Origin of the sequence: Jeotgalibacillus sp. JSM ZJ347 (assembly GCF_044383825.1) — a bacterium.
Classification (GTDB): domain Bacteria; phylum Bacillota; class Bacilli; order Bacillales; family Jeotgalibacillaceae; genus Jeotgalibacillus.
In genome coordinates this window covers 14,663-27,536 of the sequence record NZ_JBISEN010000004.1, presented here as the reverse complement: position 1 = coordinate 27,536, position 12,874 = coordinate 14,663, and the positions used below count along the sequence as shown (strand labels likewise).

At 41.3% G+C, this 12,874-nt stretch carries 13 protein-coding genes; 3 read left to right on the top strand and 10 right to left on the bottom strand.

Annotation, left to right across the window (positions count from 1 at the left end; all coding sequences use genetic code 11):
* Nucleotides 1-95 precede the first annotated feature (95 nt).
* Entirely contained in the window at nucleotides 96-440 is a 345-nt protein-coding gene (locus tag ACH6CZ_RS12675) for a DUF3307 domain-containing protein (RefSeq protein ID WP_374097836.1), read from the top strand.
* Nucleotides 441-485: 45 nt separating this feature from the next.
* On the opposite strand, the gene ACH6CZ_RS12670 is transcribed toward ACH6CZ_RS12675, so the two are convergent.
* From ACH6CZ_RS12670 to ACH6CZ_RS12655, 4 genes are all read right to left on the bottom strand, one after another.
* On the bottom strand, nucleotides 486-1,358 hold the full coding sequence (locus ACH6CZ_RS12670; protein WP_374097835.1) for an EAL domain-containing protein: 873 nt from the start codon (nucleotides 1,356-1,358) through the stop codon (nucleotides 486-488).
* Nucleotides 1,359-1,481: 123 nt separating this feature from the next.
* Nucleotides 1,482-1,928, bottom strand: coding sequence for a DUF4385 domain-containing protein (locus tag ACH6CZ_RS12665; protein ID WP_374097834.1), 447 nt, complete (start codon nucleotides 1,926-1,928; stop codon nucleotides 1,482-1,484).
* 102 nt (nucleotides 1,929-2,030) lie between these two features.
* On the bottom strand, nucleotides 2,031-2,579 hold the full coding sequence (locus ACH6CZ_RS12660) for a superoxide dismutase family protein (RefSeq protein ID WP_374097833.1): 549 nt from the start codon (nucleotides 2,577-2,579) through the stop codon (nucleotides 2,031-2,033).
* A gap of 56 nt (nucleotides 2,580-2,635) precedes the next feature.
* On the bottom strand, nucleotides 2,636-3,559 hold the full coding sequence (locus tag ACH6CZ_RS12655) for a proline dehydrogenase family protein (RefSeq protein WP_374097832.1): 924 nt from the start codon (nucleotides 3,557-3,559) through the stop codon (nucleotides 2,636-2,638).
* A gap of 136 nt (nucleotides 3,560-3,695) precedes the next feature.
* On the opposite strand from ACH6CZ_RS12655, the gene ACH6CZ_RS12650 reads away from it, so the two are divergent.
* On the top strand, nucleotides 3,696-4,130 hold the full coding sequence (locus ACH6CZ_RS12650) for a peptidylprolyl isomerase (RefSeq protein ID WP_374097831.1): 435 nt from the start codon (nucleotides 3,696-3,698) through the stop codon (nucleotides 4,128-4,130).
* 261 nt (nucleotides 4,131-4,391) lie between these two features.
* Here ACH6CZ_RS12650 and ACH6CZ_RS12645 read toward each other — a convergent pair whose 3' ends face one another.
* Nucleotides 4,392-4,892, bottom strand: coding sequence for a DUF1648 domain-containing protein (locus ACH6CZ_RS12645; RefSeq protein ID WP_374097830.1), 501 nt, complete (start codon nucleotides 4,890-4,892; stop codon nucleotides 4,392-4,394).
* A 384-nt stretch (nucleotides 4,893-5,276) separates the two neighbouring features.
* Between ACH6CZ_RS12645 and ACH6CZ_RS12640 the strand changes: the two genes are divergently transcribed.
* Entirely contained in the window at nucleotides 5,277-6,542 is a 1,266-nt protein-coding gene (locus ACH6CZ_RS12640; RefSeq protein ID WP_374097829.1) for a S8 family peptidase, read from the top strand.
* Between the two features lie 256 nt (nucleotides 6,543-6,798).
* On the opposite strand, the gene ACH6CZ_RS12635 is transcribed toward ACH6CZ_RS12640, so the two are convergent.
* From ACH6CZ_RS12635 to ACH6CZ_RS12615, 5 genes are all read right to left on the bottom strand, one after another.
* Complete coding sequence (locus ACH6CZ_RS12635; RefSeq protein WP_374097828.1) at nucleotides 6,799-8,178, bottom strand: Glu/Leu/Phe/Val family dehydrogenase; 1,380 nt, start codon at nucleotides 8,176-8,178, stop codon at nucleotides 6,799-6,801.
* A 155-nt stretch (nucleotides 8,179-8,333) separates the two neighbouring features.
* Nucleotides 8,334-9,176 (bottom strand): DUF1206 domain-containing protein, encoded by an 843-nt coding sequence (locus tag ACH6CZ_RS12630; protein WP_374097827.1) that lies wholly within the window; start codon nucleotides 9,174-9,176, stop codon nucleotides 8,334-8,336.
* Nucleotides 9,177-9,192: 16 nt separating this feature from the next.
* Nucleotides 9,193-11,055, bottom strand: coding sequence for an LTA synthase family protein (locus ACH6CZ_RS12625; protein WP_374097826.1), 1,863 nt, complete (start codon nucleotides 11,053-11,055; stop codon nucleotides 9,193-9,195).
* Nucleotides 11,056-11,182: 127 nt separating this feature from the next.
* Nucleotides 11,183-12,097, bottom strand: coding sequence for a DMT family transporter (locus ACH6CZ_RS12620; RefSeq protein WP_374097825.1), 915 nt, complete (start codon nucleotides 12,095-12,097; stop codon nucleotides 11,183-11,185).
* 15 nt (nucleotides 12,098-12,112) lie between these two features.
* Entirely contained in the window at nucleotides 12,113-12,757 is a 645-nt protein-coding gene (locus tag ACH6CZ_RS12615; RefSeq protein WP_374097824.1) for an MOSC domain-containing protein, read from the bottom strand.
* Between the last annotated feature and the right edge of the window lie 117 nt (nucleotides 12,758-12,874).

Sequence of the window (12,874 nt, the reverse complement as noted above, 5' to 3'; positions counted from 1 at the left end):
CCCTTACAACGATTTATCATATTCTTTTTTTATTCTATGATATATTAATTATATCAAACCAAAGAATAGAACTAAAGAACCATAAGAGGTGAAAAATGACACCATTTTCTTATTTATTTCTTTCCCATTTCATTGGAGACTATTTGTTTCAGACAAGTTGGATGGCCGGGCGGAAAAAAGATAATTGGACAGCTTTGCTTACGCACTGTTTTGTATATACATTAACCGTTGCGGTAATTGCTTTTTTTACATTTGGCGGTCTGTCGATCATTGCGATTTTATTTGTCTTCTTCACCCATGTCCTTATTGATAAACAACTTATTGTACAATGGTGGATCACCCATATCATGAACCCTCCACCAAGTGAAAAGAAATGGCTGACAATTGTTGTAGATCAGATTTTTCATTTAATTGTTCTGGCCATTTCACTATTCATGTAAAAAAAGAATTAAAAAACGTTTCTGCAAAGGAGGCAGAAACGTTTTTTATGTCAGATATTTATTCGAAAATTTATCTGCCGGTATAACTTCACTATAGTGGTACCCCTGAACGATCTGTCCACCAGCCTCTTGATATAGCTTGAGTTTCTCATCAGAGTCTATTCCCTGCGCAATTGGAATTGCGCCGAGCATTTCAGCCATGTTCACAAGTGATTTCACAACCTTGAAAGCTCTGTTTTTCATACTCATCTTTTCAACAAAGGATTGATCAATCTTCAAAAAATTCACTTCAAGATCTAAAAGGTGAGCAATCGTATTAAAACCTGATCCAAAATCATCAATTGATATTTTAACCCCTATATCCTGAAGCATACTAACCTGAGACACCCACACTTCGATATCTGTAGTAATCCTTTCTGTCAGTTCTAATGTAATGTAATCCGCATTTACTTGATAGCTGTGTAATAAATGGGCAGTCTCCGTTACTAAAGATCCTTGAAGGAAATGATTACCTGATATATTCAGTGCAATATTCATCAATTTTCTTCCCTGTTCCTGCCATTCAGCCTGTTGACTGAAAAGACGATTAAGTGTCCACCTTTCAATATCTATAATTTGACCTGAGTACTCTGCCTGGGGGATAAAACTTTCAGGAAGCAATAGTCCTCTTTCCGGGTGCTGCCATCTGATCAACGCTTCAGCTCCAACTACTTGGCCGGTTGTGATATCAATCTGAGGTTGATAATACAATTTAAACTCATTTGCTCTCATTGCACGCTTGATCTCATCACTAAATCCCTTTTTAATTGAATGAAGCGATGCAGATGAACTCACGTATGTTCTACGATCTTGTGAAAATGGCATTCTCTTTGGTGCTTTTTCGGGAGTGAACCTTGGTGCAAAATAAGAGACAGTCACATATAACACCCTTTCATCACTCTGACTATTTACATTCATTATAACGCATTTACTAATTATTTCATACTATTTTTCAGAATTTTTTAATAATATTAAACAGGTCTTTCTTCACCTGTCTATTTCCTATCCGAACTTTTTCTGATGTTTTTTCTTCATTACCAGATATTCTTCGTCTTCCCGTACCTGAATCCACTTCTTTTCAAAGATTGATGCAGACTCCGCTTTCTCCTCATCAATATTACGATCATTGATCTTTCCGCTTTTATCATACTTCTTTCCACCTTTATAATTTGCATATCGCCTTGAACGTGTATAACCCATCTGCAGAAATTTACGGGCCATATCCATTCCTACAAAGTCTTCCTTCTCCTTATAATCAAGATATAATTCATAGATTTTTTCTGAAGATTCTCTCGCAATCTCCGGCGTTTTAAAGCGCCAATGAGGTAGAATTTCACTTTTATAGGGTTCTACAAGGAGAACACCCTGCTCCCCACGACCTACTCTGTATAATTCAGGCTGTTCCCTGAAATCTATTTCATCAAAATCTAGGTCATAATCAAATGCCATACTGATCAACCTCCTTTGTACACCATACCCGGCTGGCGGGACAGATAACAAAATGTTCATAAGAAAAAGAAGATGACGCCAACATGTCATCTTCTTTCAGGGTCATCCCTTTATTTCCCCGCACGCAATCCGCGCACCGGAGTTTCCTGCAGGATCCGTTTTGTAGTCATCAGGACCTTCATGAATCACAATTGCACTTCCATCCTCATCTAATAAAGAATACTCACTGCCTTTTTCAAGCGTCAGTTCCTTCACTGTTAATTCAAGATTGATTGTTCCGTCTTCATCAACCTTCAGATTTGGCAGGTCACCGGCATGGTAGCCTTTAGGATTTTGAAAGCCGTGCTGCTTTCCTGCAGGGTTAAAATGACCACCGGCAGATTTAAAGTCGGGTGGTGTACATGCACCGGTTTCGTGAATGTGGACTGCTTTTTCACCTGGTTCCAATCCTTTAACCGATATCTGTATTAATACGCCCTCTTCAGTTTCTTTCAGAACCGCTGATCCGATATCTTCCCCTTCACTATTAATCATTTTTGACTCAATTGCAGGCACTGCAGTTGCAGGCACTGTACTCTCCTGAAGCATCTGACACCCGGCCAGCGCAGCCGCAAAAAAACTGATGATAAGACCAATCTTATACATTTTCATAAAAAAGGACCTCCTATTCTTAATCAATAGGCTGTCCCATTTTAACCAGAATTAAACTATCTTCTTGCCATCGACATAAATGTAAATCCAATATTCGCCGGACGTTCTGCCAGCCGTTTCATGAAGTAGGTATACCAGTCTTTACCGAATGGCACATACACAACCATATTCCACCCATCTTCAGCAAGTTCTCTCTGCTTCTCTTCCCTCATCCCCTGAAGCATTTGAAATTCAAACTGATCTTTTGGAATGTCATACTCATTCACAAGCTTTTTCACAAAATCGATCATGTCATTATCATGCGTCGCAACCTGCGTGTAATTCCCTTTTAGCAAATGCGATTTGACAAGTTTTTTATAATTTTCGTCTACGTGTGATTTATTGTTGATATCCACATCACCCGACTCGATATAAGCACCTTTTACAAAACGGATCGCCGGTGAAAAGCGGTCAAGCCGCTCAACATCCGTTTCTGTTCTATAGAGATTTGCCTGAAGTGCAATACCGAGATTGTCGTACTTTTCCCTCAGTGCTTCAAATGCAGAAATAATCCCTTCACAGTTTTTGTACTCTTCCATATTAATCGTGACAAACACATCATATTTCTTTGCTTCCTGCAAAATGTCGTTCATATTCCTGATTGCCGTCTCCTGTCCCACTTCAATTCCGACACTAAAAAGCTTGAGAGAGATCTGTGCATTCAGTTTCTCATCTCTGATCGCATGAATGGCTTTATAACAATTATCAACATATTTCTTCGTATCTTCTTCGTTTTTTACGAACTCACCCAGGCAGTCAATGGTAGCGCCGATGCCATTGCTGTTTAACTTCTTTACCTGTTTGACCATATCATCTGTTTTTTCACCGCCGACGAAATGTGAGCCGCCAAGATCCATACCGATCCGTCTTGAAATATCTATAAACAACTGGTTGTAAGCCAAGGTAGTAAAAAACTGATTTGACACTGATGCTACGATCATCAAAACCCTCCTTAAATCTTTCAGTCCTTACTAATTCCCCCAATACCATTTAAAAAAACAAATGGTCAGAAATTTTCTTTTAAAAGGAGCGCGTGATAAAATAAGGATTGGACTAAACATTAAAGGAGTGCTAAATATGGCAAAGACAGGTTACATTGATTTAACAAACGGACATAAAATTTCTTTTGAACTTTATCCGGAAGAAGCGCCAGGTACAGTTGAAAACTTCGAAAAGCTTGCAAACGAAGGCTTTTACGATGGTCTTAACTTCCACCGCGTCATTCCTGGTTTCGTAAGTCAAGGCGGATGCCCAAATAAAAACGGTACAGGCGGTCCTGGTTACACAATTAAGTGTGAAACAGAAGGCAATCCTCACCGTCACCAGCCTGGATCTTTATCAATGGCGCATGCTGGTAAAGATACTGGCGGCAGCCAATTCTTCATCGTACACGAAGCTCAGCCTCACTTAGACGGCGTGCACACAGTGTTCGGTAAAGTAACAGAAGGTCTTGAGCATGCACAAGGCATGGAACAGGGCGCAGGCATCAACGAAATCCGTGTGAACGGATAATAAAAAAAGCTGGGACAATTTGTATATTGTTTCAGCTTTTTTATTCGTTTCGCTGCGCTTCACTTAAATTTCAAATGAAAAATTGCTTTATAAAAAACCTTTATAAATCGATATAACCCTTTTTACTTTCTTCAATCATCCGTGTCTGTCCACCAGTAAACCAGGATCATAAAGAGAATCATCAGGATACCGGCTACGATATAAAACCCGTCAGGCACATAGCTTCCGCCAAAAAAACTGAATAGCAAATGATCCCCCTCCTTACAACTTAATTGACCGGTAAATAAACCATCCGATTGAACCGAATAGCAAGATTAAAAAAACAGGCATGACACCAGATGTTAAGCTCGTACTCCCTCCTGCCCCGATCAATGTAATTTCATATGTAATATAAGCAAATAATAAAACGCAAAGGTTCTTAATGACATTCATCATCAATACACCATTTAAGTACTGTTTTTCAGCATTTTCTTCTGTGATTTTCCCCAGGTAGTTATAAATATGCGGTACTTTTTCAAGCGCCGTTAAGCCTCCCCACATCACGAAGCCGATCACCGGCAGCATGATTGCACTCCATTTACCACCAAAGCCATCTGCTTCACCCGAAGCGTTAAAATGTATCGGAATCACACCTGAAAGGTCTTCCCAGGATAAGGCCAGGTAAACCGAAGCGGCTATCAGTAATACCAGTGAGATCCAACTGAAGACTTTTGCCCATAGCGGCTTTTCTACTTTGATCAGCGGTCTGTCTGAATGGAACAAGTGAATCCTCCCCCTTGAAGTCTTTTAATCTATTATACGATTGCCAAGCATAAACGTTTCCAAAAGCTCAAAAAGATTTCTTTTCAGCTATAATCCTTCGAAACCCGATTATTTTATAACTAGAAATTGTTCACTTCGGACTCTTTTTTCGACATTTTCCCAAAAGATAAAGGATATTTACTGTAAATTCTGATCTGTAAAGACATTAGATTTTTTAAAATATGGTTAAAATTACATAAAAATAGTGCAATATGTTCAATCTCTATATCAGACTAAGAATTAAAATTTGTAAGAATGCGAGAAAATTTTCCCGATAAACAAACTCGGAATCCTCTGATAGGATGAAGTTGTTCACAAAATATTTCGAAAAAAGGAGTCGGGAAAATGAAAAAAAGAAGTATGCTTATGAGTCTATTACTTGCAGCAAGCTTGTCAATTCCTTCAGTTGCAGGAGCTGCACCTGATCAGGAACGCGGTCAGGAAACATTCAGAGTCTATGTCGAAACAATGGGTGCTTCTGCAAAGAGCGCTAAACAATCTCTGAAAGATCAGTATGAACCACGCTGGGAATTAAGTGAAAACGGCTTTTCAACAGAAATGAACGAAAAGCAGTTTAACGCACTTCAGAAGAATAAAAATATAAAAGTAACGAAGGTTCAGGAAGTTCATCTTGAAACGGACGTTCGCGCAAGTGAATATGAAACAATGGCCGGGGAATACCCGACTCAGCAAACACCTTGGGGAATTAAGGCAATCTATAACAACCCTAATCAGACAAGTACTTCAGGTGGTGCAGGTGTTAATATCGCCGTACTTGATACTGGTGTATACACAAGCCACTATGATCTTGTAAATACTGTTGAACAGTGTAAAGATTTTACACAGTCTACACCGCTTGTTAATGGCACTTGTAACGATGTAAATGGTCACGGTACACATGTCGCAGGTTCTGCACTTGCGGATGGTGGCAGTGATAAAGCAGGTATCTACGGCGTCGCACCAGATGCTGACCTATGGGCTTATAAAGTATTAGGTGATAACGGTTCAGGGTACTCTGATGACATCGCAGCAGCAATTCGTCATGCAGCTGATCAGGCAACGGCTACTGGAACAAAAACTGTAATTAACATGTCTCTAGGCTCTGCAGGTCAGGATTCACTCATCACAAATGCAGTAAACTATGCATACAGCAAAGGTGTATTAGTTGTTGCCGCTGCTGGTAACGAAGGTCCATATCAGGGCTCTATTGGATACCCTGGTGCACTGACAAATGCAATCGCAGTAGCTGCTCTTGAAAATCGTCAGCAAAACGGTACATACCGTGTAGCAGACTTCTCATCTCGCGGATATTCTCAAACTGATGGAGACTATTTCATCCAGCAGGGTGATGTTGAAATCTCAGCACCAGGGGCTTCTATTTACTCAACATGGCCTGGTGGCGGCTATAACACAATCAGCGGTACATCTATGGCTTCACCACACGTAGCTGGTCTTGCTGCAAAAGTATGGGCTGCTAACCCTGGTTATTCTCATACTCAGCTTCGCACAGTTCTTCAAAACCGTGCAAAAGCTAACGACATTCTTGGCGGATACGGCGCTGGATACGGTGATGATTACGCTTCAGGATTCGGATTTGCAAAAGTAAACTAATTGATTATTTTTCAAGGCTAAGAGGCATGCAGCGGGTTGCCCCTCGCAATTGCCAAATTCAGCATAGCAACAATCTAATTTTACCCCCTTTACACATACTTTAAAGGCTGTCTGTAAGGGAGCATAGATGCTCCTTCCGGACAGCCTTTTTTTTAATAGCTTTGATAAACTTGGCTGTTGATTTCCGCTCCAGGGGGACGCTTTCCGCTACAATCACCAGCTGTGCTAAAACAACAATGAACCTCAGCATAGTTTTTTAATATAATTTCCCTTGCTTATAAAGAATTGTTGAAAGTTTCATGACTGAATGGATGTAGCAGTTTTGACGAAGGGAATGCGGATCTCCAAAGTATTTAGGTAAGATCGTCTCCATTGTACCCTGCATTTTATCAAAAAGTTTTTTGAAGATCTGTTCTTCAGAATAAAACTGCGTTTCTCTTCCCTGCAGCCATTCAAAATAAGACACAATTACTCCGCCGGCATTGGCAAGGATATCAGGAATTATGATGACACCTTTTTCGTTCAGATATTCATCTGCTTCAGCTGTTACAGGCGCGTTCGCACCTTCAACAATGACTTTTGCTTTAATTTTATCTTTATTTCCGTTATGGATCTGTTCTTCAAGCGCCGCAAGCATCAGCACATCCACATCCATTGTCAGCACATCATCCCGGTGAAGAATCTCCGCTCTCACTCCACTTTCCTTAAGCTGCTCTTCTGTATGCGGAAGGTCTCCCTGGTTAGAAGCCGTGTAGGAAACAAGAGAAGGAATATCCAAGCCATCTTCATTAAAAAGCGTACAGTTCCGGTCACTGACTGCAATCACTTTGTTTTGAAGGTGCTGGCATTGATGAGCTTCAAGTGCTGTAACGGAACCAACATTACCAAAGCCCTGAACAGCAACTTTTAGTGGCTTTTTATAAAGATCTAATGCAGTTTTTGCATAATGACTGCCTGTTTTTTCGAGCCATGACTGCTGCTTGTCTATAAAATCTGACATCAGATAACGGAAGGTGAAGTATACACCTTTCCCTGTCGCTTCACGTCTGCCAAGCGACCCACCATTGATGACGCTTTTACCCGTAAAACTTCCACGGTAAGGCTGACCGGGTTTGATATTTTTATACTCACCCATCATCCAGTCCATTTCACGCTCTCCACTTCCCATATCAGGGGCAGGAATATCTTTATCCGGACCAATAATATCTGCAAAGTACTGAACATATTTCTTAGAGATCAGGTTCAGTTCTTTCGGCGTGAATTCACGCGGATTTACGACTACCCCGCCTTTTCCTCCCCCAAATGGAACATCGTGTAATGAATTTTTTAGTGTCATTAGAAAAGCCAGGTTAATGACTTCATCTTCATTTACAGATTCATGAAAACGAATTCCACCTTTATAAGGTCCCATTGCATTATTATGCTGTACTCTGAAAGCCGGTATTCTGACGATCTCCCCTTTTTCAAGAACGATTCTGAGAAAGGATTTATGTATCTTATTCGGTGTTGAGAGAACTGCACCCAAAGATGAGAACGCTTTCTTTCTTGGCGCTTCTTTCAGGTCCGGCAGAAACATCTCGTCATCCATTAATGCATCTAAAGATTCCTGTACGATTGATCTTGTCTGATATTGCATTGTCCATTCCCCCTTGAAATGTAATTAGCCTTACTATGACGGTACCCTAATAGACCTATCCCTGTAAAGTAATTCGGGAGGAAGGTTACCCCCTCCTCCCGAAATGTACTCGCAGCCTTTTGTATGTCGGAGCTGATCAAGCGCCTTAGGCTTTTCTATTCATCTTTTCCAAAGTTCATTCTTGCATACCTTCCGCGGATGATTTCGTAGATGGCGTATAGGACGAGTCCTGCTGCTGTTAAGCCGAGGAGAACTTGTCCATACGGCTGTGATGCGATTTCTCCAAGCGCGCCATCCAGGCCTTTGGATTGTTCCGGATTGGCTGTGATCGCAGTCTGAATAAAGAAAAAGCCGACCATTGAAAGAACAATGCCTCTTGCAATCAATCCGATTTTACCAGATTTTCTCGCCAGGCTTTTCTCTTTTTCGCTCATATCATTAATAATGAATTTCCTCATAAATTTTTCTTTATATCCCTGAAGAATATTATAGAGACCGTATATGATGACCCCGGCACCTAAAATACCGATTAGCCACCTGCCATAAGGCTGACCAAGCAGCATAGCCGAAATAGTCTGCTCAGAATTCCCGCCACCGCTACCAGCATTCATAGCAATCTGAATCGCTGAAATTGCGAGTCCTCCGTATATCACACCACTTATTACATATGCCAACCTCGTTGCGATCCCTTTTGCATCTGTCCCTTTATGCTGAGGATCAAGGATTGCACGTATAAGTTCCCATATGACATAAAAAAACAACCCAATGCCGACAATCCATAATAAAATTTCTCCAAACGGAAGTGTCGCCACCTGCTGCAGTGCGCCAGACGTATCCGTTGTTTCTCCGCCGCCAACACCAAGAGCAGCCAGTAACGCCAGAACACCAACTATGCCATAGACAGCCCCTTTAGACATATAACCAAAGCGGCCCATCCGGCGTACCCAGGGTTTTACTTCTTCTGAAGTGTCGTTGGATTTTGCTGTTGATTGACTCACCGTACTTCCCCTCCTACTAATTTTCTATGGTCCGCCCCTGAAGCTGACCAACACCGTTTTTCTTAATAATTGTGTCAGACATTCTTAAATGAGAGCCTGCTTCATACAGCATCTGTGCACAGTTTTCTTTGGCTGTTTCTTCTTCACTTTCAACGTCATAACACTTTCCATTTTCACGTTCACTCGTCAGATCAGCTTCATAATAATAGCCGTCATAGACAAATGAACCATCTCTGAATACAGTCAACCTTGGATCATCGCTCAAGAGTGATTTCCCCATCATATATCCTTTATCAATACCGAGTAACGACAGGATCGTTGGTGCGATATCCACCTGTCCTCCTGTCTGTTCCATCACACTCCCCTCTTTCATTCCAGGAAGCTTCATAAATAGTGGAACTTCACGGGCGAGTTTAAGATAATCAACTGATGTTTCAACTTCTGCCATTTCAGCCATCTCTCTGTTTGGCTCCTGTAAACCGCTATCATGGTCACCATAAGCGACGACAAGTGCATCATCCCAGATTCCTTCTTCCTTTAATCGCTGCACCAGCGCACCGAAAGCCTGATCAACAAAATGAATATTGTGATAGTAATTCTGAATAATTTCTTCTTCCAGACTTTCAAGGTTCAGTTCTTTCTTCTCTTCCGGAAAATCATAGGGTGTATGACTTGTTAACGCCACCATGAACGCATAAAATGGATCATTCATTTCAAGCATTCGATCGACTGATGATAAGAAAAAGTCTTTATCATTTAACGTAAGACCAATGACATCTCCTTCAGGAAAGTCTTTAATGCTGTAAAAGTTATCAAAACCAAAGTTATCGTATACTTCATCTCGGTTCCAAAACGTTCTTTCAAACGCATGAAATGCCGCTGTTTCATACCCTGCAGCCTCCATTTTTTCAGGAAGCGAATCATATGAATGATCAGGATACCTGGTGTATACCGACCCCGCTTTCATCGGATAAAAAGAAGTGTTTAACATAAATTCCGCATCAGATGTTCTTCCCTGATGGGTCTGATGATAAAAGTTCGGGAAATACATTACCTCATTCTTATATTCATTTAAGAAAGGAGTAATCTCCTGACCATCAATTTCCTGATCAAGTACAGAGTTCTGGAATGACTCAAGCTGAATGACAATCACATTCGGTTTTCCCTTAACTGTCTCATCACCCGGTGATGCCCTGTTACTGTCAAAGAATCTCTGCATTTCACTTAACTGAGCAGAAGTCAGCTTTTTGTCCTCAATAAACTGGTCATCAAGTTCTCTGCCGATATCCAGAATATGATGTCCAAACATGCCAAGTTTGAAATAGTTGCGCATATTCGTTAAGGAATCCTGTACGAGCCATTCATCCCGGTCAGCAGCATTTACTGCCAGTGGAGTAATGAATAAAACCAGACCTGTTCCGGCTGCGATGAAGGCAGCTTTTGAGCGTCTCTTTGCCGGGTAATCTGCAAAACTTCTTTTCCGGTCTTTTAATAACAACACCGCCCATATAAACGTGTCTGCAAATAATAAAAAGTCCACCGGATAAATCAGATCTTCCAAACCTCCGCCAACTGCTCCCATCTGAGGAATCTGTATCAGTAAAGCGACGGACAGTAAGTCTGCAAAATAACGGTAATACCAGATATTAGACGCGATCAAGACAGTCAGTATGATACTCAGGTAAAACAAGATCCACCGCCTGACGCGGGGACTGATCCACAAAGACCAGAAAGAAATCAGTATCAGTGAGCCAAGACTGACAAAAAACAAGTTAACGCCAAAATAAGTATCCGTTGCAGGACCCACGATGATTAATTTAATAAGTAAGATAAGTACAAAAACAAGATAGTCTCCATACATCAGCCATATCTTTTTCAATTGCAAACCTCCTCCCGTGTTAACCCTTTACCCTGTGAAAACACGTTGTAACCTGTATGAAACACGGAATTTATCATATAAAAAATGACCAGTCCTATAAAGACTGATCACTTTTTTAAAATTGCGATTACGCTTTAACAGCAGACTTTCTTCTATGAATCCAGTGATCTACAGCACCACTCCCGCCAAGTACGCCTGCCACAATTAATGCAAAACCTGCAATCTGACCGAGAAAGACCGGTTCACCAAGAAGCAGGGCAGCTCCTGTAATTGAGAAAAGTAAGTTCAAGTTAGTAAAAACGGCTGACTCACTTGGTCCAATTAAACGTATTGCATTATTGTAAATCATATGTCCTACTCCGGTTGCGATGAATGCCGAACTGAAAAAGATGACATAATGATAACTTTCTCCAGACAGCAGCGTCTGATAACCGCCGGGCTCTGTCAGCAGACTGACTACACCAAGCAGCACCGCTCCAAATATCATCATCCAGCCGGTCAGCACAAACACGTTTAAATCCGTGGAGATCTTTTTGATCAGAACAAAACTGATTGCCTGAGTTACTGCAGCCATTAAAATATACCAGTCTCCCGCTGCCACCTGTATATTCCCACTGCCGCCCGCTGCCATGACGAGAAACACACCGGCAAAGCCGATGATAATACCGACAAATTTAAGAAGTGTCAGCCGTGCCTTTAAAAATATGACGGCAGCAATCGCTGTCAGAATCGGAATAAGTCCTAAAATGAGTCCTGTATTTACTGCAGTCGTCCCTTTTAGTCCGATCGATAAAAAGTAGTGATGACCGACGATATTAAACAGGTTGATCAGTAAAATCACACTAATATTTCTGACACCGGGCATGATCTGCTTCTTTTGCAGTGCCAGCACTGAGAGTACGACAGCACCGGCAGTTAAGATTCTCATCGATGTCATGGCAACCGGAGAGAATTCATCTACTAACACCTTCAGTGCAACGACATTCAGTCCCCATGCCACCATAATTGACACGAGCCATATATAAGCGTTGGATTGTGTCACAATTTCACCTAATTTCTACAATTGATTACGTTTTGCCATTAATGTTGGTCTTAATGTTTTTGAAAGCGCCTTTGCTTTAAGTACGTGGTCATATTGAACGCTTGTCGGAGTAGAAGAAAATAAAAGCTCGTTTACTTCCTGTACACTTACCCCTGCAGGATCACGCTCAAGTAAGGTTAACCCATCACCTGGGCGGACCGTCCCTTCTTTTACCACCCGGAAATAAAAACCTGTAAACCCTGACTCCCTCATGCGGACGATCAGTTCAGGTTTATTGTATTTTGCAGCGATCTTAAAACACGGCTGCCTTGGTTCAGTCACTTCAATGATCGCCTCACCAAACTCAAATCTGTCCCCAATATGAGTGTTTCGTTCATTGAGACCTTCAGTTGTGATGTTCTCACCAAAAAGAGCCGCTCCATCATGCATCTCCATCCAGCCATCCCAGAAAGAATAATGATCATAAGGATAGAGACAAAGCGCTTTTTCAGTACCGCCGTGATGTTCAGGCGTCTGTTCATCTTCAGCGAGACCCGTATAAGTTAAATACATTTCCTTTTGGATCGGCTGCTTTAACAGCGCACTCGGAAATGTTTTTTTGCCAAATGTCAGCTCTGTTACTCTTGCAGTATGTATCGCACGCACACGAAATGTTGTCATTGTGTCCTCCTTACTTTGATGCGCTAACCCAGTAAATAATTATAGTATACCCTACTTTTAGATTGAACTGAAAATGAACAGGGTAGAGATAGAGTAAATCAAAAATCAGGAGTGATA